The 22015-nt window shown below is 65.6% G+C and carries 19 protein-coding genes; 10 read left to right on the top strand and 9 right to left on the bottom strand.

The window, feature by feature from the left end; all coding sequences use genetic code 11:
- The first annotated feature begins 58 nt into the window (after positions 1-58).
- Positions 59-1258, top strand: a complete 1200-nt coding sequence (locus NA5_RS35260; protein WP_062993369.1) for an FAD-dependent monooxygenase — start codon at positions 59-61, stop codon at positions 1256-1258.
- 61 nt (positions 1259-1319) lie between these two features.
- Positions 1320-1961: an HhH-GDP family DNA glycosylase gene (locus NA5_RS35255; RefSeq protein ID WP_062993368.1), complete on the top strand. Its 642-nt coding sequence runs from the start codon at positions 1320-1322 to the stop codon at positions 1959-1961.
- Positions 1962-1964: 3 nt separating this feature from the next.
- Here the strand turns inward: NA5_RS35255 and NA5_RS35250 are convergent, their stop codons facing one another.
- Positions 1965-2237: a helix-turn-helix domain-containing protein gene (locus tag NA5_RS35250; protein ID WP_062993367.1), complete on the bottom strand. Its 273-nt coding sequence runs from the start codon at positions 2235-2237 to the stop codon at positions 1965-1967.
- A 156-nt stretch (positions 2238-2393) separates the two neighbouring features.
- Here NA5_RS35250 and NA5_RS35245 point away from each other — a divergent pair, with 156 nt between their 5' ends.
- A complete protein-coding gene (locus NA5_RS35245; protein WP_063813786.1) occupies positions 2394-2918 on the top strand; it encodes an NUDIX domain-containing protein in 525 nt (174 codons plus the stop codon).
- Positions 2919-2921: 3 nt separating this feature from the next.
- Here NA5_RS35245 and NA5_RS35240 read toward each other — a convergent pair whose 3' ends face one another.
- The 3 genes from NA5_RS35240 to NA5_RS35230 all read right to left on the bottom strand — a co-directional run bounded on the left by NA5_RS35240 (position 2922) and on the right by NA5_RS35230 (position 6258).
- Positions 2922-4082, bottom strand: coding sequence for a zinc-binding dehydrogenase (locus NA5_RS35240; RefSeq protein ID WP_062993366.1), 1161 nt, complete (start codon positions 4080-4082; stop codon positions 2922-2924).
- Positions 4083-4250: 168 nt separating this feature from the next.
- Positions 4251-4547, bottom strand: a complete 297-nt coding sequence (locus NA5_RS35235; protein ID WP_062993365.1) for a hypothetical protein — start codon at positions 4545-4547, stop codon at positions 4251-4253.
- Position 4548: 1 nt separating this feature from the next.
- Positions 4549-6258 (bottom strand): MFS transporter, encoded by a 1710-nt coding sequence (locus tag NA5_RS35230; RefSeq protein ID WP_245672578.1) that lies wholly within the window; start codon positions 6256-6258, stop codon positions 4549-4551.
- Between the two features lie 114 nt (positions 6259-6372).
- Between NA5_RS35230 and NA5_RS35225 the strand changes: the two genes are divergently transcribed.
- On the top strand, positions 6373-6858 hold the full coding sequence (locus NA5_RS35225; protein ID WP_062993364.1) for a MarR family winged helix-turn-helix transcriptional regulator: 486 nt from the start codon (positions 6373-6375) through the stop codon (positions 6856-6858).
- 2 nt (positions 6859-6860) lie between these two features.
- Here the strand turns inward: NA5_RS35225 and NA5_RS35220 are convergent, their stop codons facing one another.
- Entirely contained in the window at positions 6861-8462 is a 1602-nt protein-coding gene (locus NA5_RS35220; protein WP_062993375.1) for an FAD-binding oxidoreductase, read from the bottom strand.
- Between the two features lie 461 nt (positions 8463-8923).
- Between NA5_RS35220 and dnaK the strand changes: the two genes are divergently transcribed.
- From dnaK to NA5_RS35195, 5 genes are all read left to right on the top strand, one after another.
- On the top strand, positions 8924-10771 hold the full coding sequence (gene dnaK / locus NA5_RS35215; RefSeq protein ID WP_062993363.1) for a molecular chaperone DnaK: 1848 nt from the start codon (positions 8924-8926) through the stop codon (positions 10769-10771).
- A complete protein-coding gene (gene grpE, locus NA5_RS35210; RefSeq protein ID WP_062993362.1) occupies positions 10768-11454 on the top strand; it encodes a nucleotide exchange factor GrpE in 687 nt (228 codons plus the stop codon). The genes dnaK and grpE overlap by 4 nt, the downstream gene beginning before the upstream one ends.
- Before the next feature lie 24 nt (positions 11455-11478).
- On the top strand, positions 11479-12642 hold the full coding sequence (gene dnaJ / locus NA5_RS35205; protein WP_062993361.1) for a molecular chaperone DnaJ: 1164 nt from the start codon (positions 11479-11481) through the stop codon (positions 12640-12642).
- Complete coding sequence (locus tag NA5_RS35200) at positions 12642-13043, top strand: heat shock protein transcriptional repressor HspR (protein WP_062993360.1); 402 nt, start codon at positions 12642-12644, stop codon at positions 13041-13043. Before dnaJ ends, NA5_RS35200 begins: the two co-directional genes overlap by 1 nt.
- Positions 13044-13840: 797 nt before the next feature.
- Entirely contained in the window at positions 13841-15010 is a 1170-nt protein-coding gene (locus tag NA5_RS35195) for an FAD-binding oxidoreductase (protein WP_062993359.1), read from the top strand.
- Between the two features lie 162 nt (positions 15011-15172).
- Here NA5_RS35195 and NA5_RS35190 read toward each other — a convergent pair whose 3' ends face one another.
- The 4 genes from NA5_RS35190 to NA5_RS35175 all read right to left on the bottom strand — a co-directional run bounded on the left by NA5_RS35190 (position 15173) and on the right by NA5_RS35175 (position 19167).
- Positions 15173-15949, bottom strand: a complete 777-nt coding sequence (locus NA5_RS35190; RefSeq protein WP_062993358.1) for an FAD-binding oxidoreductase — start codon at positions 15947-15949, stop codon at positions 15173-15175.
- A gap of 8 nt (positions 15950-15957) precedes the next feature.
- Positions 15958-17115, bottom strand: coding sequence for an FAD-binding oxidoreductase (locus NA5_RS35185; RefSeq protein WP_062993357.1), 1158 nt, complete (start codon positions 17113-17115; stop codon positions 15958-15960).
- Positions 17116-17322: 207 nt separating this feature from the next.
- Entirely contained in the window at positions 17323-18225 is a 903-nt protein-coding gene (locus NA5_RS35180; protein WP_062993356.1) for an LLM class flavin-dependent oxidoreductase, read from the bottom strand.
- A 6-nt stretch (positions 18226-18231) separates the two neighbouring features.
- A complete protein-coding gene (locus tag NA5_RS35175; RefSeq protein WP_062993355.1) occupies positions 18232-19167 on the bottom strand; it encodes an NADP-dependent oxidoreductase in 936 nt (311 codons plus the stop codon).
- A gap of 234 nt (positions 19168-19401) precedes the next feature.
- Here NA5_RS35175 and clpB point away from each other — a divergent pair, with 234 nt between their 5' ends.
- Complete coding sequence (gene clpB, locus NA5_RS35170; RefSeq protein WP_062993354.1) at positions 19402-21960, top strand: ATP-dependent chaperone ClpB; 2559 nt, start codon at positions 19402-19404, stop codon at positions 21958-21960.
- The last annotated feature ends 55 nt before the right edge of the window (positions 21961-22015 follow it).

The following is a 22015-nucleotide window of genomic DNA, read 5'->3' as shown; positions in this document are numbered from 1 at the left end:
CAGTTGCCTTAGGCATTTGTCTTGCGCAGACGCCTAAGACATATGTACAGTTCCTCGCATGAGCAGGAACCGCACCGTCCTCATCTCCGGAGCGAGCATCGCCGGACCGGCCCTCGCCTTCTGGCTGCACCGCTACGGATTCACCCCGACGATCGTCGAGCGCGCGCCGCGGCTGCGCGAGGGCGGTCAGGCCATCGACGTGCTCGGCACCGCCACCGAAGTCGTGCGTCGAATGGGTCTGCTCGAGCGGGTACACCAGCTGAGCACCGACAAGCGCGGTACCTCCTACGTCGACGCCGCAGGGAAAGTGCGGGCCAGCATCAGCAGTGAGGTCTTCAACGGCGTAGGCGCGAACGGCGACACCGAGATTCAGCGCGGCGACCTGTCCCGCGTCCTGTACGAGGCGACCGAGGACAACGTCGAATACATCTTCGGCGACTCGATAACCGGACTGGCCCAAGGTGATTCGGGCGTGCACGTCAGTTTCGCCGATGCCGAACCGAGAACCTTCGATCTGGTAATCGGCGCCGACGGCGTGCATTCCAACACCCGCAAACTGGTCTTCGGCCCGGAATCGGACTTCATCCGGCATATGGGCTTCTACATCGCGATCTACACCACCCCCAACCTGCTCGACCTCGATCGCTGGGAGCTGGACTACAACACCCCCGGCACCATCGCGGGCAGCTACAGCGCGCGTCAGAACACCGAAGCCAAAGCGGTGTTCGCCTTCGAATCCGAGCAACTCGACTACGACTACCGCGATATCGAACAGCAGAAAAAGATCCTCGCCGACCGATTCGCCGGTCAGGGCTGGCAGGTGCCGAAACTACTCGCCCACCTCGATGCCGCCGAGGATTTCTATTTCGACGCCATGGCACAGATCCACATGGACAACTGGTCGAAGGGCCGCGTCGCACTGGTCGGCGATGCGGGCTACTGCGCCTCACCGCTATCCGGTCAGGGCGCCGACCTGTCGCTGGTCGGCGCATACATCCTGGCCGGTGAGCTCGCCGCCGCGAATGGTGATCACACCATCGCCTTCGCCCGCTATCGCGCGGAAATGCTGCCGATGGTGCGTGGCTGTCAGACCTTCGCCGAAGGTGTCGGCAAATGGTATGCGCCGCCGAGCAATTCGATGATCCGCATGCGCAATCTCAATGTCCGTCTGCTGCCGTATCTGCCGTGGCGGGGGCTGATCGGCGGTGCGCCGCAGAAGGTCGCCCGTACCGTCGCCGCCAAGGATTACCCGGCGTAGTCGCGCGTGTGGGCCCGTGACCCATGGGTACGCCCCGGATATCCGAACCCAGGAGCATGCGATGACTCAAAAAGATGTGGTGAACGCTTTGCTGGACCGGGCGGGTAGCGGCTATGCGGCCGAGGCGGGCATCAAACTGGCCGATAAACCCGCTCCGCTCTTCCAACTGCTCATGCTCGCCGAATTGCTCAGCACCCGGATCTCCGCCGATATCGCCGTCGCGGCGGGCAAGGAGCTGATGAGCAGCGGATATCGCACCCCGAAGCGGGTCGCGGACGCCGACTGGCAGGAACTGGTCGACGCGCTGGGGCGCGCCCATTACAAGCGCTATGACGAAAGTACGGCGTCGCGCTTGGGTGCCGTCGCATCGCGCGTGCTGGACCGCTACGGCGGTGATCTGCGCAAACTCGCCGATGAAGCCGAGCACGATCCGTCCCGTGCCGCCGAACTGCTGCAACAGTTCAAGGGCATCGGCCCGACCGGCAGCGATATCTTCCTGCGTGAAGTCCAGGACGTATGGACTTGGGCCCGACCGCATTTCGACGAACGCGCGCTGCGCGGCGCCGAACGCGTTCGACTTCCGAAAGATCCGGACCGCCTGGCCGAGCTCGCGCCGGAGAACCACACGGCCGATCTGGCCGCTGCCCTGGTCCGTGTTTCCCTGGATCGCGAGATCGCCGATGAGGTGCTCGCGGCCAGCTGAGGATCAGCTGATCAGCACCTGCACCCGCAGACCGGCCGCGGCGATCATATTGACCAGCGCGTCCAGGCTGAACAGCTGCGTGCGGCCGCCGAGCAGATCGGAGATCCGCGCGGCGGTCACGCCTAGGTGCTCGGCGGCGACCTCCGGACTCCAACCCTCGGCCGCGATCCGGTCGGTCAGTTGGAATATCAACTGCGACCGCAGCCGCATATTCTCGACGTCGCCCCGGATGTCATCGATCGCATCCCACACGATGTCGAAGATCTTCTCGGCCATGCTTAGCCCACCTTCTCGAGCTGTTCGAGGACGTATGCGCGCTGCTGGTGTACAAGTGGAGAGACCGTGCCCATCGTCGCAGCAGGTGCGGCCAAGTGGTGGCAACTCCGCCGAAACCGCGTATTTCCGGACCCGGCGAGGGAAGGTCGTGAGGTGATGTCGGACCGTGACGCGCAACCATTCGCCCAGGTGAGCCTGGTCGCGGGCGCATTATTCGTGCGCGGCGAGGACGTGCTGCTTGTGCACGCAGTCGATCGGGGCGGTTGGGACATTCCGGGCGGCAGTGTCGCGCCCGGCGAATCACCCGCAGCGGGCTGTCGCCGCGCGATCGGCGAAGAACTCGGCCTCGACCGCCCGCCGTGTCGACTGCTCGTGCACGACTGGACGCGCAAACCCGCTGGCGACCAGATCCGCTATATCTTCGACTGCGGCGAACTCGGCGACGAATCGGCGATCCAACTGCGGACAAGCGAACTGGACCACTGGCGGTGGGTGCGCGTCGACACCGTGGACACCTTCGCCCGACCCGAGCCGTCCCGCCGCATCTGGCAGGCGTTCCGCGCCCGGATGGAGGGCCACGCCGCCTACCTCGAACATGGCGAACCCGCGCTCAGCTACCCCGACACCGCGGCGCCCTCGTGGCTCGATCGGCAGCCCGACCGCGACCGCCATCTCGGCTGAGCGTCAGGGCGTCGTCGCGGTACTGGCCGGGTCGATCAGGATCTTCGCGTGCTGTTCCGGATCGGCCAGCGCGGTGAAGGCATTTTCGACACCGTCCAGCCCGACGGTGCCGGTGATCAAGCGAGCCGGGTCGACCTTGCCGTCGGCGATCATATGCAGTGTGTCGCGGAATTCACCTGGGTCGTAGCCGAAGGCGAAGCGCAGTTCGATTTCCTTGTTGATGGCCATCGCCGGTTGGAAGCGGTCGGTCTCCATACAGACGCCGACCACGACAACGCGCGACAGCGGCGGCGCCGCAGTGAGTATCTGATCGATAATGCCCGGCACACCAACGCATTCGAAGACGACCGGACCCGCCGGACCGGCATCGAGCGAGTGCGCCAACCGGAAGACATACCACCAGGGCAGATTCGGGACGCGGCGCAGCCGTTCCATAGTGTCGAAACCGAGGCTGAGAATATCGGTGACACCATTGATCCGCCCACGCTTCGGCGCTGCCTCCCATGGGGATTCGGTCGCGGGGTCGACGACGATATCGGCACCGCAGCCGACGGCGAGCTCGCGGCGGCGCGGCGAGAAATCACTGGCGACGACGGTGCGCACACCCGCTGCCTTCAGCATACTGATAACCGCCAAACCGATTGGACCACACCCGATTACGAATGCAATCTGCCCCTTGCCGACCCGTCCCTTGCGCACGGCGTGCCAGGCGACGGCCATTGGTTCGGTGAGGGCGGCATGTTCGGCCGAGAGTCCGTTGGGGATCGGCATGGTCATGGATTCCTGCACTACCACCTGCTCGGCGTATGCACCGGGCGCGGCCGTCGACAGTCCGGTCAGCTGTGGTGCGCCGTCGTGCCGCACGATCGGCAGCGCCACCACGGGCGTACCCGTCCGCCAGCGTTTGCGGCAGCCCGGCCCGTAATCGACTATCTCGCCGCTGAATTCGTGTCCGAGCACCACACTCTGCTCTGCACGCATGAATTGGTCGTATCCGGTGCGTGCGGCCAACTCGGCCATCTCATCGGCGTGGGTGCGGGCATGCAGATCGGACCCGCAGATGCCACACCGCGATACATTGATCAGCACCTGCCCGCGCCCTGGCGTCGGAGTAGGCAGCTCCTGCACCGAGAACTTGGTATTGGTGACGACGGCGGCCCTCATAGACGAACTCCTCGAATCGGCGGCGCGCGGCTCCCCTTTGTCGCCACCCTACTGCCACGGCCACCGGCCACAGCGGAAATTGCGCGTCTGAGTCAGCCAGGTGTGGCAGGCCCGAGGCCAACGCGGTGACGGCGGTCCCCGTTGTCCGCGGGAACCGCCGTCTCGCCGCTACTGACGCGCCAAACTCGGAATGACCACCTCGTTCAGATACTCCTCGATACCGCGTCCGCCGCGCTTGGCCTCGTGCACGATGACGTGCCGATCGGCCGCCTTCCGCTTCAGGGCCGCACGCGAATCCGCTTCCACGCCACCGCCGATGATCAGATCGGTGATCTCGCCGGTATCGAGTACGCGCAGGGCTTCGGCGTCGGCGATGGTACCCACGGCGGCATAACCATTGGCCCGCAATAATTCGATGGCGGTGTCGACGACGGCTCGGCCGCGTCCGATGGCAAGTACTTTCATCTCACGCTCCTGTCGATGCCAATTCCAGCGGATGGCCGATTTCGTGCTGCTCCAGCCGTGCATCCTTGGGGAGCGCGAGGAAGCCGAGACACATCAGGGCCAGCAGGCCGATCCCGTACCACAGCGTGTAGCGGAAGGTGTTGGCGAAATTCACCGCATTGGCCCGTTCGCCCGCATCGGTGAGCACCTGTGCCACAGCGTAATTGCCCGAATCGGAGCTCTGGCAACTGGCCGGGACGGCCGTCGGATCGACTTGTGCGGACCGGTCGCGGACGCAGGCAAGGAAATTCGCGATGATCTGGTCTTGTGCCGGTTCGGGCAGACCAATGGTCGATAGCTCGGTGCGTACCTGCGGCGTGACCGCCTCGACGCCGCGCGCCGAATCATGGTCCAGCTGACCGAAGAACACCACACCGACCAATGCGACTCCGAGTGCGGTACCGAGCTGCTGCCCGGTATTGAGCAGCCCGGATGCCGCCCCGGCCTCCCGTGCGGGCACCTGACCGAGCAGCAGGTCGATGGTCGGCGCGACCACCATGCCGAATCCGACACCGGTGACGATCAGCGGGATCACCATCTGCCATGACGCGATCGACGCACCGTAATGCGCGGCCAGCCACCCGTACAGCGCGAATCCACCGGCATTCACCACACCACCGGCGATCAGCACGATGCGCCCGAACCGCGGCGCGAGCGCGCTGACCGAGACCCCCGCCCCGATGCCCGCGCCGACCGCGAAGAAGACCGCGGTGAGTCCGGCCCGCATCGCCGACCAGCCCAGGCCCACCTGCATGAACAGCGTCCAGATCAGGAAGAATCCGCCGAGTCCGATCCAGAACAGCAGCCAACTCGCGAGTCCGACGGTGAACGGGCGAGACCGGAAAAGCTCCAGATCGATCAGCGGGGATCCGACGGTCCGCGCCCGTCGCCGCTCGAAGGCGACGAATGCGCCGAAGACCACCGCGGCGCTCGCCATCATGATGAAAGTCCATGCGGGCCAACCCAATCGGCGGCCCTCGGTGAGCGGGTAGGCAAGCAGCAGTACCGCGGAGATCGCCAGCACCATGCCGATCGGATCCAGCCGGGGTGCGGCGGCCGAGCGTGAATCCCGCATCACGATCGTCGCGGCGATCAGCGCCGCGATCCCGACCGGCACGTTGACCAGGAAGATCGGCCGCCAGTCCAGATCGAACAGATTCCATTGCACCAGCAGTCCGCCCAGTGACAGGCCGACCGCGGAGGCCGAGCCGCCGACGCCGCTGTAGATGGCGATGGCCTTGGCGCGCTCCTGCTGCGGGAAGGTGGCCCGGATGATGGCCAGGATCTGCGGCACCATCAGCGCCGCCATCGCGCCTTGGACGAACCGGGAGGTGATCAGCATGGTCGGATCGGAGCTGGCGCCGCAGGCGGCCGAGGCCAGCGTGAAGCCGGTCATGCCGATCAGGAAGATCCGCTTGCGGCCGTAGATATCGCCGAGTCGGCCGCCGGTGATCAGCACTGCGGCGAAGGCGAGCACATAGGCCGCGATGATCCATTCGATCTGCGAATACTGGGCGCCGAGATCGGTCTGGATGCTCGGTACCGCGACATTGACGATGGTGACGTCGAGCAGATCCATGAATCCCGCGGCAAGCACGACCGCGAAGGCGATCCAGCGGCGCGGGTCGAGTTGTGGGGGCGCGTCCGCGCCAGGGGAGATGTCGGTATCCACGAGAAGGCTCTTTTCGATCGGTGGAGTAGGACGACACCTCAACTATGCACATGAAGTGATTATCAATCAAGTGTGCAATCACTAAGAGTGCATTTACCGCGGTATGCTCGGTGCGTGACCGATCCGACCTTCGTGCCACTGTCCGAGCGCGCCGCCTTCCTGTTCGGCCAGCTCGGATTCCATGTCGCCCAGCGCTTCGCCGATCTGCTGGCGCCGCTCGGCATCAGCCCGCGTCACTACGGCACGCTGCGCATATTGCGTGCCAACGACGGCCAATCACAGCAACAGTTGTGCGAGGCGCAGCGGATTCATCGCAATGTGATGGTCGGGCTGGTGGACGAACTGGAGAAGCGCGGACTCGTCGAGCGACGCAAACACCCGACCGACCGGCGCGCGCATGCGGTGTATCTACTCCCCGCGGCACACGAATTGCTCACCCGCGCCGAGTCGATCGTGACCGGCTTGGATGCCGACGTCACGGCCGCGCTCGATCCGGACGAGCGGGCCACCCTGGTCGCGCTCCTGCAGCGCACCGCGGCGGCGAACGGACTGATCCCGGGCATCCATCCGGGCTTGGCTCGCCCGGCGGACAAGCGCTGAACTCAGATCAGCACACCGGGATTGAGGATTCCGGCCGGATCCAGGGCGGATTTGGCGGCCCGCAGCGCATTCGCGAACGGATCGGGACGCTGGCGGTCGTACCAGGGTCGGTGGTCCCGACCCACCGCGTGATGATGCGTGATTGTCCCGCCCGCGGCCGAGAGTGCCTCGGAGACAGCGGCTTTGATGTCATCCCATTGCGCGAGCGTACTGCCCCAGCGACCGGCGGCGTAGATGCCGAAATACGGCGCAGGACCGTCCGGATACACATGGGTGAAGCGGCAAGTCACCACGCCGGTGGCGCCGACGGATCGGATGGCCGCATTCGCGGCCTCGGTCACCGTTGCTTTCAGATTGTCGAATTTGTCCCAGGTACAGGCGGTTTCGAAGGTTTCGGTGATCATCGACCGCGCCGCGAGGGCGTCGCGTTGATAGGGCATCCGCAGGAATGACGAACGCCAGGTGTCGGCCGCGCCCGAACCGCCTCGGTGCTCGGTGGATTCGGTGTAGCGCGCGGGTTCGGGAAGCGTGCCGCCGTGCGCGGCGACCAGTTCCAGCGCGCGTTCCATCCAGGTGCGGGTGGGATGATCGGCGGATTCGAATCCGAGCACCAGCACACCGCCGCTGGTCGCGGCACCGGCATTGAGGAATGCCTCGGCGGGATCGAGCAGTCGGCAATTGGTCGGATAGAGGCCGGACTGGGCAATCGCCCTGGTCGCGGCCACCGCTTGGGCGTAGTCGTCGAAGTACGCGGAAGCCGTTGCGCGCCAACGTGGCCGGTCCTGCAAGCGCATCCACGCCTCGGTGATGATGCCAAGCGTCCCCTCGGATCCGAGGAACATCCGGTCGGGCGACGGCCCCGCCCCCGAACCGGGTAGCCGCCTCGATTCGCCTGTGCCCGTGGGGGTTACCACCCGCATCGACTCGACCAGATCATCGATGTGGGTGTACAGCGTCGCGAAATGTCCACCCGCCCTGGTGGCCAGCCAGCCGCCGAGCGTCGAGAATTCGAACGACTGCGGAAAATGCCGCAGCGTCAGATTCGCGCCGCGCAGCTGATCTTCCAGTGCCGGACCGAGGATTCCGGCCTGAATTCGCGCCGCCCGGCTGGTGCGATCGAGCTCGAGCACCCGATCGAGACGACCGAGGTCCAGGCTGATCGCCCCCGCGTATTCGTCCGCGGGCAACCTCGGCTCGACCCCGCCCACCACGGAAGTTCCACCGCCGAACGGGATTACCGCGGTATTCGCCCCGGCCGCCCAGTCGAGCACATCGACGATTCGGCCCTCCGTGCGCGGCCGAACGACCAGATCCGGCGCATTGCGCACCTCGCCGAGCAGATTGCGCACCACATCGCGAAACGCCTGACCGTGCGCGTGTGCCGCCCGATCGGCCGGATCCGTCGACACCGAGTCGGCGAGCGAATCCGGCGCGCTCACCCGAGGTTCGGGCAGTCCGAGGGATTCGACTGACGGCGGTTCGTGTGGTGTGAGATCCGCACTCGGCAGTATCGCGGCGACCCGCGCGGTCAGCGCCTCCGCTTCCGCGCCGACGACCGCGTCCTCGATATTGCCCCAGCTCCACCAGGACCGCGTCTTCGGCACATCCACTTCCTTTCGGCGGATCGACGACGCTCGATGCCGCCATCCTCGTGGACCATCGGATCGGCGGGCAACCCGCTTCAGGCGCCCGGGACGGAATCGGGCCGGTTCGCAGCCGTCGTCGATGAATAACAACCGGTCGACGATTTCGGCTCGGCGAGGTCGCGGGGCCGCCGATTTCTTCCTGTATCGGGAATAGAACCGCGCGAGCCATCGGTTGAGCTATTCGACAACATTGAGTGTGATCGGCTCAAGTTTCAGTTGACGCCCGGTGTCGAATGGGTGCAGGATTGAGCCGACCACGCTCAGCGTTGCTGGGACCGTGCTCCGTGAGGTGCTTGGGGCGAGGTCTCGCGGCACTCGACTCGGTTGTCCCGAGCGGATGTCGCAGAGCGGGAGATCGCCCGAACAACGCGATTACCCAGCACCGACACAAGAAGTTACGTCAACTAGGAGGAACCACCATGGCTCGTGCGGTCGGAATCGACCTCGGGACCACGAACTCGGTCGTCGCCGTTCTCGAAGGCGGCGAGCCGGTCGTCGTCGCGAACTCTGAAGGATCGCGCACCACCCCATCGATCGTCGCGTTCGCCAAGAACGGAGAGGTTCTGACGGGCCAGCCCGCCAAGAACCAGGCGGTCACCAACGTCGACCGCACTATCCGCTCGGTCAAGCGCCACATCGGCACCGATTGGTCGGTGGCGATCGACGACAAGAAGTACACCGCGCAGGAGATCAGCGCGCGCGTGCTGATGAAGCTCAAGCGCGACGCCGAGGCCTACCTCGGCGAGGAGATCACCGACGCGGTCATCACCGTGCCCGCGTACTTCGAGGACTCGCAGCGCCAGGCCACCAAGGAGGCCGGTCAGATCGCCGGTCTGAACGTGCTGCGCATCGTCAACGAGCCCACCGCGGCCGCACTCGCGTACGGCCTGGACAAGGGCGATAAGGAACAGACCATCCTGGTCTTCGACCTCGGTGGCGGCACCTTCGACGTCTCGCTGCTGGAAATCGGCGAGGGTGTCGTCGAGGTCCGCGCCACCTCCGGTGACAACCACCTCGGTGGTGACGACTGGGACGAGCGCGTCGTGAGCTGGCTGGTCGACAAGTTCAAGGCCAGCGCGGGCATCGACCTGACCAAGGACAAGATGGCCATGCAGCGCCTGCGTGAGGCGGCCGAGAAGGCCAAGATCGAGCTGAGCTCCTCGCAGAGCACCTCGATCAACCTGCCCTACATCACCGTCGACGCCGACAAGAACCCGCTGTTCCTCGACGAGCAGCTGACCCGCGCCGAATTCCAGAAGATCACCTCGGACCTGCTCGACCGCACCCGCGCGCCGTTCCAGTCCGTGATCAAGGACGCGGGCATCAATGTGGCCGATATCGACCACGTCGTGCTCGTCGGTGGCTCGACCCGTATGCCCGCCGTCTCGGACCTGGTCCGTGAGCTGACCGGCGGCAAGGAGCCCAACAAGGGCGTGAACCCGGACGAGGTCGTCGCCGTCGGCGCCGCACTGCAGGCCGGTGTGCTCAAGGGTGAGGTCAAGGACGTCCTGCTGCTCGATGTCACCCCGCTGTCGCTGGGCATCGAGACCAAGGGCGGCGTGATGACCAAGCTCATCGAGCGCAACACCACCATCCCGACCAAGCGCTCGGAGACCTTCACCACCGCCGACGACAACCAGCCGTCGGTGCAGATCCAGGTGTTCCAGGGTGAGCGCGAGATCGCCTCGCACAACAAACTGCTCGGCTCCTTCGAGCTGACCGGCATCCCCCCGGCCCCGCGCGGTGTGCCGCAGATCGAGGTCACCTTCGATATCGATGCCAACGGCATCGTGCACGTGACCGCGAAGGACAAGGGCACCGGCAAGGAGAACACGATCAAGATCCAGGACGGCTCCGGCCTGTCCAAGGAGGAGATCGACCGGATGGTCAAGGACGCCGAGGCGCACGCCGCCGAGGACAAGGCCCGCCGCGAGGAGGCCGAGACCCGCAACCAGGCCGAGTCGCTGGTGCATCAGACCGAGAAGTTCATCAAGGAGAACGAGGACAAGGTCCCCGCGGACGTCAAGACCAAGGTCGAGGCGGCCATCGCCGAGGCCAACGAGGCGCTCAAGGGCACCGATATCGCGGCCGTGAAGTCCGCGGTGGAGAAGCTCGCGACCGAATCGCAGGCGCTGGGTCAGGCGATCTACGAGGCATCGGCCGCCGAGCAGGCCGCGTCCGGCAACGGCGCGTCGAGCTCCGCCAACGATGACCAGGTCGTGGATGCCGAGGTTGTGGACGAGCCGGTCGACACGGAGAAGAAGTGAGCGACGGAAACTCCGAAAAGGAGCCGATCACCTTCGTCGACAATCGCAAGATCGATCCGCAGGAGCGGAGCCCGCGGAGCGACCAGACGGCGCAGGCCGGTGAAGTCCGGGAATCCGCGGCGGCCGAGGCTGCCGCGGGTCCCGGCCCGGACGCCGGGAACGGCACCGAACCCGTCATCGGTACCGATGAGGGCGCCGAGATCCTGGCCGAGTCCATCACCAAGGAGCTGGCCGAGCGCACCGCCGACCTGCAGCGGCTGACCGCCGAATACGCCAACTACCGGCGGCGGGTCGAGCGGGACCGGCAGGCGACCATCGACTCGGCCAAGGCGTCCGTGGTCTCCGAATTGCTCGGCGTACTCGACGATCTCGATCGTGCGCGGGCGCACGGCGATCTCGATGCCGGACCGCTCAAGTCGGTCGCGGATAAGCTCGCCGACGCGCTGCACAAGCAGGGTCTGCAGGAATTCGGTACGGAGGGTGAGCCTTTCGACCCGACCCTGCACGAGGCCGTGCAGCACGAGGGCTCCGGCCACGATCCGGTGATCGGCCTTGTTATGCGCAAGGGCTATCGATTCGGCGATCGAGTGCTTCGGCACGCGCTCGTCGGGGTAACCGATGGCGTGGCCGATCTGGTCGAAGAAGAGGCATCGGATGCTGATGCCAATGCGAACAACCAATAGGAACCCGAGAGGAGGAGATGCCCGGTGAGCCAACGGGAGTGGATCGAAAAGGACTTCTATAAGGAGCTGGGTGTCTCCTCCAGCGCCTCGCAGGACGAGATCAAGAAGGCCTATCGCAAACTCGCCCGTGACCTGCATCCGGATGCCAATCCCGGCGATACCAAGGCCGAGGAGCGGTTCAAATCCGTCAGCGAGGCGCATGCCGTGCTGTCGGATCCGGCCAAGCGCAAGGAATACGACGAGACCCGAAAGCTTTTCGCCGGTGGCGGATACGGGCGCGGCGGCTTCACGCCCGGTGCGGGCGGCGGCTTCTCGCAGGACTTCAATATCGGGGACATCTTCGGCCAGGCGAGTGCTGGTGACGGTGGCCTCGGTGACCTGCTGGGCGGTCTGTTCAACCGGGGCGGCACGCGCACCGCGAGCCGTCCGCGCCGCGGCGCCGATGTGGAGACCGAGACGACCCTCGGCTTCCGCGAGGCCGCACAGGGTGTCACGGTTCCGCTGCGGATGACCAGTCCGTCGCCGTGTACGACCTGTCACGGCAGCGGCGCCAAGCCGGGGACCAGTCCGCGAGTCTGCCCCGTCTGCAATGGCAACGGCGTGATCAGCCGCAATCAGGGCGCGTTCGGCTTCAGCGAGCCGTGCGACGAATGCCGTGGTACCGGTTCGATCATCGACAATCCGTGCGTCGACTGCCACGGCAGCGGCATCCAGAATCGGACCCGCACCATCACGGTGCGGATTCCCCCTGGCGTCAGCGATGGGCAGAAGATCCGGCTGGCCGGACAGGGCGAGGCCGGACTGCGTGGTGCCCCCTCGGGTGACCTCTATGTGACCGTGCACGTCAGCCAGGACAAGGTCTTCGGCCGCAACGGCGACGACCTGACCCTGGTGTTGCCGGTCAGCTACAGTGAATTGGTGCTGGGCACAACGGTTTCCGTGCCCACGCTGGAAGGGCGCGTCGGCGTCAAGGTGCCGCCGGGTACCGCGGACGGTCGCATCCTGCGGGTGCGCGGCCGCGGCGTGCCCAAGCGCGGTCCCGGCGGCGGTGCGGGCGATTTGCTCGTCACCGTCAAGGTGGCCGTGCCGCAGAAGCTGGACGACAATGCCGCCGAGGCGCTCAAGCGCTACGCGGAGGCGGAGAAGACCAGCGGGTTCGATCCACGTGCGGGATGGGCAGGTGCTTGATGTCCGATAATCCGAAGCAGGCAGCAGGCGGGGCGTCGCGGGCGGAGTTCTTCATGATCTCCGTGGCGGCCCAGTTGGCGGGTATGCACGCGCAGACACTGCGCACGTATGACCGCCTCGGACTGGTTACGCCGCAACGCACTTCGGGTGGCGGTCGACGTTATTCGGCACGGGACGTCGAACTGCTCCGCGAGGTGCAGCGGCTGTCCCAGGACGAGGGCGTCAACCTGGCGGGCATCAAGCGCATCATCGAACTCACCAATCAGGTCGAGGAACTGCAACAGCGCGTCGCCGAGATGTCGGCCGAGCTGGATCGGCTGCGCGCGGGGTATCGCCCCGATCTCACGCCGCCGCAACGCAGTACCGCACTGGTGGTATGGAAGCCGCGCAATAGGCGCTGATCATTTCCAACTGTGGGCCCCGGGCTCGGTGCAATCGCACCGGTAACCCGGGGCCCACGTCTTTCCGGATGCACCGGAATACCCAGGCGATCGCCATGGTAAATCGGCGGATACTGCGGTGATAGCGGTTGGCAGCAAGGCAATTCCTCGGTATCGGAGCGGTGTGCCGTAAAGGGAAGTCGTATCGGCACATCGGTTTCTCATGATCGGTGGCGATACCGATATCGGGCGCAATGCGGTCGGCTCACTCATTGAGCTCATCCGGTGACAACGGCGAGCAAACATCGGGGATTGAAGTCTTGATACCGGGCTTATGGTTTCGGAGCGTGCGTGCCTATCGCTGCCGATACTGGATTGCTGGTAATGAGCTGGCGGGCAGGGTTTGCTGAAGCGCGGCGTCCAGCAAACTCTGTGCCGCAATGCGAGCCGGATCGCCTTGGGCGCCCGGTGTGCGGGCGCGCGCCATTCGTCAAGGCGCCTGGTCGGTCTCGGATGTTAGGTTGCCCTGTGATCGCTCTCGATGCTTGATCGGGACGAATCTTGCAAGACGAGCCTTGCGAAAAGCGAGATTACCTGGCCGATTTCATCGTCGTGTTCGTTCTTTCGGTTTGTTTTCAAGGGGTTTCGTGGTGCGGATCCTCGTTTCGAGGGAATTACATACGTGATGTTTATGCGACTGATTCCGCAGCTGGCAAACCTCGCCTACACTCATTCGCATCGGCTGCTGTCGAGTGTCCCGCAGCACCTCACTCGTCGGCCACGGTTTGTGTTCGAGTGCAAAAGGGGTTGTGACACAAATGGATTCGCGGACTGTCGCTTTGATAAGAACGACGTTCAAGGCGGTTGCTGCGGAGGAGGGGGGTCCGGCCAAGCTGGCCAGTTCGTTTTACGCGATCCTGTTCACGGACTATCCCGCCGTCCGGGATTTCTTTCCCGCAGCGATGGATTCCCAGCGTGACCGATTGGTCAAGGCCATCTCCTATGCACTGGATCGGCTGGAGGAGCCGAATAAGTTATTGCCATTCCTCGCCCAACTCGGGCGCGATCACCGCAAGTACGGGGTGCAGGCCGCGCATTACCACGCCGTGGCGACCTCGTTGAAGTCCGCGATGCGGATTTTCGCGGGCACCGAGATGTGGACCGATGAGGTCGACCGGGCCTGGGACGAGGGCCTGAAGATCATCGGTGACACCATGATCGGCGCGGCCGAACAGGAATCGTCACCGCCGGTCTGGACCGGAACCGTCGTCGAGCGTCGCGAGGTGCTGCGCAATCTCGCCGTGGTGCGGCTGCAATTGGATCAGCCGATGCAATACGCCGCGGGCCAGTACATCAGTGTGCAGATCCCGGCCCGGCCGCGCATGTGGCGCTATCTGTCCCCGGCGGTGCCCGCGAATGCGAACGGGGAGATCGAATTCCACATCCGCGGGGTGCTCGGCGGCTGGGTCAGCCCGGCCATTGTCGGCCACACCAATATCGGTGACCAGTGGCTCCTCGGCTCACCGCTCGGCGGACTCGGCGTACCGCGCAATGTGAAACGCAAAATGCTGATGGTCGGCTGTGGTACCGGCATCGCACCCTTGCGCGCCCAGCTCATGGCGATGGCGCAGCGGCGCGTCAACCCGCGGGTGCATCTGTTCGTCGGCGGCCACCATCCGTGTGACCTCTACGATCTGGAGATCCTGAGCCAACTGGCCACCGCCAATAAATGGCTCACCGTCACGCCGGTCACCGAGAGCGATGAAAACCCTTGGTGGTATCTGGATTCCGGCGAACCGGAGCACACCTGGCCGGGCCTGGAGGCCCGGATGACCGGCCAGATAGGCAAGGTCGTCGCGAGCTACGGCTCCTGGTCCGACCGCGATGTGCAGATAGTCGGATCCCCCTCGATGGTGCAGACCACCAAGTTCCGCTTGATGGCCGCCGGAACCCAGACCAAAAACATCCGCCACGACCCGCTCTTCTGAGCTATCGGCCGTGCCTTCGCCCCTGGCGTCTCGCGGCTGATCGCGACCTGCGAGCAGTCGCTAGTGCCGCGTCCGGCTCGTCGAGCGTAGTGATATGGCGGTCGAATTCGACATAGGCGACCACCATCTGACTACGCTCGACGGACCCCGGGCCCGGCATGGTTACAGTCCCTCGAATTGGATTAGCGCAGCTGGGGTTCCGGTTTCGACGAGTCGGTCCAATGTCACGCGGACCATATTGGGGGAGCCGCAGACCAGCACCTGATGCTGGTCGAACGCGCCATGTGATCCGACGACGTCGGCGAGGGTGCCGAAGAGCATATCGTCGAGCGGGAATCCGATATCCACGCGCGACTGCTCGTACCATTCATCGACCCAGCCCGGATCTTCCGGGCTCTCGACCACGGGAATCACTGTGAGCCAAGGCAATTCGTTCGCCAAGAGGTACAGCATGTCATCGGCGTACAGGTCGCGCGGTGAGCGCCCGCCCACGAACAGGTAGGTGGGCGGCGGATCCTCGTGCCGGGCGAGGTCGAGAATCTGGGAGCGCATCGGGGCCAGGCCGGTGCCGCCCGCGATCATCACCACCTCGTCACCGTACGGGTCGACGGCGAGAGTGCCCATGGGAGCACTGATCTGCCATTCGTCGCCCGGTTGGGTGTCGGCGACGATACTGCCGCTGCACCAGCCGCCCGGCACCGCGCGCACATGGAATTCCATCTTGCCGTCCAGCGACGGCGGCAGCGCGGGGGAGAGCCGACGGCGCATCCCCGGATGCTGCGGCACCCGGACCTCGACGGATTGTCCCGCGAGAAATGGGACGTACTCGCCGATCAGGCGGATCACCGCGATGTCGTGGCGCAGCCGGTGGTGACCGACGACGGTCGACTTCCATTCGGGCGCCGCACCATTGCTGTGCGGGCTCGGATCAATTGTCATTGCTTCTCTCACACGGGATCTGAGCTGATCACCGACTCGGGGGTGCCCACCGCCATGAGGGCGCGGCGGGTGTCGGCGATCATGCGGGCCGAACCGGCGATCTGGATCTGCCGGTCGGCCCATGAGCCGAAGCTGGCCACGACCGCGCCCAGATTTCCGATCAGGCGGCGGTGCATGCCGTACGGCTCGTCCTGCGGTGGATGCGGATACCACCACGGGTTGGTCTTCTGTTCACAGACCGGGACCACGGTCAGCCACGGATTGCTCTGCGAAAGCTGCCACATATTCTCCACGTCGTACAGATCGCAGGGATAGCGGCCGCCGATGAAGAAGTGCACGCGCGGATTGATGCCGCGCTGACCCATCTCGATCAACTGGGCGCGCAGCGGCGCGATGCCGGTGCCCGCACCGATCAACAGCACGTCACGGCCGCTGTCGCGATCGATGTGCAGACCACCGAGTGGACCGGCGATCATCCACCGATCGCCGACCCTGGTCTCGTTGACGATGGCCGGGCTCACCCAGCCGCCGCGAATCTTGCGGACGTGGAATTCGATCTCGCCGTAGGGATTAGCGGGAATCGCGGGCGAGAGATAGCGCCACATCTTGGGACGCTGTGGCAGCGAGACCGGCACGTACTGTCCGGCCTGATACGGAATCGGACTGTCGGACTGCAGCCGCACGATGGCCAGATCCTCGAGCACCCGACGATGGCCGACCACGGTGGCATCCCAGTACGGCTGCGATTTATCGGAATTGGCGCCGATGGCCATGGAGGCGGAGATGAGGATGGTGATATCGCGCCAACCCTCCTCGAGCGCGCGATTCCACATCGGACCGTTGAAGACCCGGAAGGCGGCGAGCAGCGCCCGCCCCGCGATGTCATAGTGCGCGGCGATGACACCGTATTTGCGGTGATCGCGCGCCAACTGCTCGAGGAACTTCTGGGCCCGCCCCCAGTCCTCGAGATTGTCGAGCACGTAATGGATGGCGGTCACCACCCGCTTGGCCTGCATCTCCATCGCGGGCGGGAACAATTCCCGCAGCTGCGGCTTCTCCGCAAACAGGTGACCATAAAACGCACTGATCAACCGCTCGGGTCCGTTCGGCGACTCGATCACCGATCGGAAGTTGGCGCGGACCAGCGCTGCCGAACGCGCATCCACGACGTGGAGCTTCCTTTCCCTCAAAATCTGCCCAGGGACATATCCGTAACCGGCGGTCCTCCGCCGTCAAGTATCCCTGAAAATCACATGGTCGGGTGGGTATGGCCGATCACGCCCGCGCCAACGGTAATCCGTGGGCAAATCGGGGCTGGTGTGGGCCTGACATGCAGGATATCGCGAGCCCGGTCGCTCCGGGTTACCGACCGGTCAACTCGCGACGTTCGCGCGCACCGCGGGCGCGACCAATTCGGCGTAGCGATGCACCTGGTCGACGGGGTCGCCCTCGGTCGGCCAGAAGATGAAACCGTCGATGCGCTGGTCGCGATGCAGCGCGGACAGATCGTCCACCCAGCGCTCGGGCGGGCCCTCCAGGAAGCCGTAGTCGGTGCCGTCGGCGGTGATGGTGCCGGAGAGGTTGTAGACCCGGCGGATGGCGCGCGGATCGCGTTGCGCCGCGGCGGCCGCATCGTCGATGCGCTTACCCGCCTCGGTCAGGAATTCGGGCGGGGCCCAGGCCGCCGAGGGCAGCCAGCCGTCGGCGCGCTGTCCGGTCAGTGCGAGCATGCGCGGTCCCTTCGCGCCGAGCCAGATGCCGGGATCGTGCTGTGGCCGCGGGCCGGGGTGGGCCCCGGCGAGCAGATGGTAGGTGCCGGGCACCCGGACCGAACGTTCGTCGCTCCACATGGCCCGGATGACCGTGATGCCCTCGGCCAGCGCCCGGACCGATTCGCCCGCGCTCAGGTGATAACCGCCCATGGCGGCGATGGCGGCCCAGAAGGCACCGGCGCCGAGTCCGAGGTGGATTCGGCCGCCGGTCATGATGTCCAGGGAGGCAACGGATTTCGCGAGTACGGCGGGATTGCGCAGCGGCAGGTTGGCGACATCGGGGAAGAAGGTGATTCGCTCGGTGCGCATGGCCAGGGCGGTGATCAGGGTCCAGGTGTCGAGGAAGCGGCGCTGGTAGGGATGGTCCTGGACGCCGATCAGGTCGAGTCCGGCGCTTTCGGCGTATGTCGTCAGCTCGGTCAGCTGCTGGTAGTTATCGGCCTCCGGAAGCAGGAAGAGGCCGAATTCGGGTGGGCGCGCCGAGCCCCTTTTTCGGGCGGCCACGCGAGCTCAGATGGCTAGCACGGTTTTGCCCCGTGCGCCCAACGCGCCGATGACCGAAGGGCCCTGTTCCAGCGGGACGGTCGCGTCGATCGGCACGACCACATCACCGGCGGCGACCCGAGCCAGCAGGCGGGTCAATTCCGGTGCACGCCCGGAGGATTCGATATTGCCGCCCTTGATGCCCCGATCGCGCAGTGCGTCGGGATCGGCGGACCAGATGGTGGAGTAGACCGTGCCGCCGTCGTGAACCAGCGCGGTCAGTTCGGTCAGCACATCCGGTGGACTCACCAGATCGAACAGCGCGTCGACGCCGTCGGGATGTGCGGCGGCGACCTGTTCGACGACCGGACCCCGGGTGTAATCAATGGTCTCGGCCGCGCCGAGCCTGGTCATCTGATCGGCGACTGCCACGCGCGCCGTCGCGATGACGTGCGCCCCGGCGATATTCGCCAGCTGTACCAGGAAGGAACCGACGCCGCCGGTGGCGCCGACGATCAATACCTTCTGGTCCGGCTCGATCTTGGTGGCGTCCACGATGTCCTGTGCGGTTATGCCCGCGGTCGGCAGCGCCGCCGCCGCCACGGTGGGCACCTGATCCGGGATCGGGACCAAGGTGGCGTCCTCGGGCAGTACCGAATACTCCGCGAAGCTGCCGTGGCCCGCGGGCGGGACCAGGAATTTGCCGACAACGCGGTCGCCGACGCCGAATTTGGTGACGCCGGGGCCCACCGAGGCCACCGTGCCCGCACCGTCGACGCCCAAGATCATCGGAAAATCATGCGGCAGCTTGCCTTCCAGAATGCCGCCTGCCATCTTCTTGTCGAAGGGGTTGACCCCGGCCGCTTCGAGCTGGACTCTGACCGCACCCGCGCCGGGTTCGGGTGTCGGCACCTCGGCCAGTTCGGGTGTTGCTCCGAAGCTTCGTACCACGATCGCGCGCATACATCGCTCCTCGAGTCGGGCTGGATTGTGATGCATCAACCAACGGCCAAGGCCATCGTAGGCATCGCGGTGCCCTGGACCCGGCGATTGATGCCATTCGGCAGTGTCGCGGCGTAGCGTTCAAGCCGAGTGTTCACAGGTATCGGGCGTTTTGCTCGAGCGATTAAGTTGAGTGGAACAGACTCAACCTTTCCGACGTTGGATAGGGCGAATCGACCAGTAGGAAGGTGACTTGTGGACTCGTTCAATCCCACCACCAAGACCCAGGCGGCCCTGACCGCCGCCCTGCAGGCCGCCTCGGCCGCGGGCAACCCGGAGATTCGTCCGGCGCACTTGCTGGTGGCGTTGCTTGATCAAACCGATGGCATCGCCGCCCCCTTGCTCAAGGCCGTCGCGGTGGATCCGGCGACGATTCGACGCGAGGCACAGGAAATCGTGGACAGGCTGCCACGAGCGACCGGTGCGACCACTGCGCCGCAACTCGGCCGCGAGGCCGTTGCCGCGATCACCGCCGCCCAGCACCTTGCCACCGAACTCGGCGACGAATACGTCTCGACCGAACACGTCATGGTCGGCCTGGCCGAGGGCGATTCGGATGTGACCATGCTGCTGAAGAAGTATGGCGCGACCCCCGAGGCGCTGCGCGAGGCGTTCACCGCCGTGCGCGGCAGCGCGCGGGTCACCAATCCGGATCCGGAGGGCAGTTACCAAGCGCTGGAGAAGTATTCGACCGATCTCACCGCGGCCGCCCGCTCCGGCAAGCTCGACCCGGTCATCGGGCGCGATACCGAAATCCGCCGTGTCGTACAGGTTTTGAGCCGTCGCACCAAGAACAACCCGGTGCTGATCGGTGAACCCGGTGTCGGTAAGACCGCGATCGTTGAGGGCCTTGCCCAGCGCATCGTGGCCGGTGACGTGCCGGAATCGTTGCGCGGCAAGTCCGTCGTCGCGCTCGACCTCGGCGCGATGGTGGCCGGTGCGAAGTACCGCGGCGAATTCGAGGAGCGGCTCAAGGCCGTCCTCGAGGAGATCAAAAGCAGTGCGGGACAGATCATCACGTTCATCGATGAGCTGCACACCATTGTCGGCGCGGGCGCGACCGGCGAATCGGCGATGGATGCGGGGAATATGATCAAGCCGATGCTCGCCCGCGGTGAGCTGCGGCTGGTCGGCGCCACCACGCTGGACGAGTATCGCCAGCACATCGAGAAGGATGCCGCGCTGGAGCGGCGCTTCCAGCAGGTGCTGGTCGGCGAGCCGTCGGTGGAGGACACCGTCGGCATCCTGCGCGGTATCAAGGAGCGCTACGAGGTGCACCACGGTGTGCGCATCACCGACTCGGCGCTGGTCGCCGCCGCCACGCTCAGCGACCGCTACATCACCTCGCGGTTCCTACCGGACAAGGCGATCGACCTGGTCGACGAGTCGGCGTCGCGGTTGCGGATGGAAATCGATTCGCGCCCAGTGGAAATCGACGAGGTCGAGCGCGCGGTGCGCAGGCTCGAGATCGAAGAGGTCGCGCTGGAGAAGGAGACAGACGCGGCCTCCAAGCAGCGTCTGGACAAGTTGCGCCAGGAACTCGCCGACGATCGCGAAAAGCTCAACCAGCTGATGACCCGTTGGCAGAACGAGAAGAGCGCCATCGATCAGGTCCGGGCACTCAAGGAGGAGTTGGAATCGCTGCGCGGTGCCTCCGAACGCGCCGAGCGCGACGGTGATCTCGGCAAGGCCGCCGAATTGCGGTACGGGCGCATCCCGGCATTGGAGAAGCAGCTCGCGGAGGCCGAAAAGGCCTCCGCCACCGCCGGTGACGGCGAAGTGATGCTCAAGGAGGAGGTCGGCCCCGACGATATCGCCGAGGTGGTCTCGTCCTGGACCGGTATTCCGGTCGGCCGGATGATGGAGGGCGAAACCCAGAAGCTGCTGCGGATGGAGCAGGAGCTGGGTAAGCGTGTGGTCGGTCAGGCCGAGGCGGTGCAGGCGGTTTCCGATGCGGTGCGCAGGGCGCGCGCCGGAGTCGCGGACCCGAACCGGCCGACGGGTTCGTTCATGTTCGTCGGCCCCACCGGTGTCGGTAAGACCGAGCTGGCAAAGGCGTTGGCGGACTTCCTCTTCGATGATGAACGCGCCATGGTCCGCATCGATATGAGCGAGTACAGCGAGAAGCATTCGGTCGCTCGCCTCGTCGGCGCCCCACCCGGTTATGTCGGTTACGACCAGGGCGGTCAGCTGACCGAGGCGGTGCGGCGGCGGCCGTACACGGTGGTGCTCTTCGACGAGATCGAGAAGGCGCATCCCGATGTCTTCGACATCCTGCTCGCCGTACTCGACGAGGGTCGCCTGACCGACGGCCAGGGCCGCACGGTCGACTTCCGCAACACCATCCTCATCCTGACCTCGAATCTGGGTGCGGGCGGCGAGCGGGAGTTCGTCATGAACGCGGTGCGCTCGGCCTTCAAACCGGAGTTCCTGAACCGCCTCGACGATGTGGTCATGTTCCATGCCCTCGACGAGGAGCAGCTGGAATCCATCGTCGACATCCAGCTCGACCAGCTGCAGAAGCGACTGTCGCAGCGCAGGCTGAAGCTGGACGTCAGCGATTCGGCCCGGTTCTGGCTTGCCGTGCGCGGCTACGACCCGGTCTACGGCGCCCGCCCGCTGCGCAGGCTGATCCAGCAGTCCATCGGCGACACCCTCGCCAAGGAACTGCTCGCCGGTGAGGTCACCGACGGCGACACCGTCGCGGTCAACGTCTCCCCGAACGGCGAGGGCCTGATCGTCGGCCGCGGCTGAAATCGGAACACGCCGCGCCGAAGGCGCGGCAAAACCAACAGAGCCTACCCTGGAG

Source organism: Nocardia anaemiae NBRC 100462, assembly GCF_001612725.1.
Lineage (GTDB): Bacteria > Actinomycetota > Actinomycetes > Mycobacteriales > Mycobacteriaceae > Nocardia > Nocardia anaemiae.
The sequence above is the reverse complement of the archived record's forward strand: the minus strand, read 5'-3'. Positions and strand labels throughout refer to the sequence as shown.

Bases quoted from the DNA above. Each gene is read 5' to 3' on its own strand.
- NA5_RS35260 (WP_062993369.1), top strand. From the start codon at position 59: ATGAGCAGGAACCGCACCGTCCTCATCTCCGGAGCGAGCATCGCCGGA.
- NA5_RS35255 (WP_062993368.1), top strand. From the start codon at position 1,320: ATGACTCAAAAAGATGTGGTGAACGCTTTGCTGGACCGGGCGGGTAGC.
- NA5_RS35250 (WP_062993367.1), bottom strand. From the start codon at position 2,237: ATGGCCGAGAAGATCTTCGACATCGTGTGGGATGCGATCGATGACATC.
- NA5_RS35245 (WP_063813786.1), top strand. From the start codon at position 2,394: ATGTCGGACCGTGACGCGCAACCATTCGCCCAGGTGAGCCTGGTCGCG.
- NA5_RS35240 (WP_062993366.1), bottom strand. From the start codon at position 4,082: ATGAGGGCCGCCGTCGTCACCAATACCAAGTTCTCGGTGCAGGAGCTG.
- NA5_RS35235 (WP_062993365.1), bottom strand. From the start codon at position 4,547: ATGAAAGTACTTGCCATCGGACGCGGCCGAGCCGTCGTCGACACCGCC.
- dnaK (WP_062993363.1), top strand. From the start codon at position 8,924: ATGGCTCGTGCGGTCGGAATCGACCTCGGGACCACGAACTCGGTCGTC.
- NA5_RS35200 (WP_062993360.1), top strand. From the start codon at position 12,642: ATGTCCGATAATCCGAAGCAGGCAGCAGGCGGGGCGTCGCGGGCGGAG.
- NA5_RS35195 (WP_062993359.1), top strand. From the start codon at position 13,841: ATGGATTCGCGGACTGTCGCTTTGATAAGAACGACGTTCAAGGCGGTT.
- NA5_RS35190 (WP_062993358.1), bottom strand. From the start codon at position 15,949: ATGACAATTGATCCGAGCCCGCACAGCAATGGTGCGGCGCCCGAATGG.
- NA5_RS35175 (WP_062993355.1), bottom strand. From the start codon at position 19,167: ATGCGCGCGATCGTGGTACGAAGCTTCGGAGCAACACCCGAACTGGCC.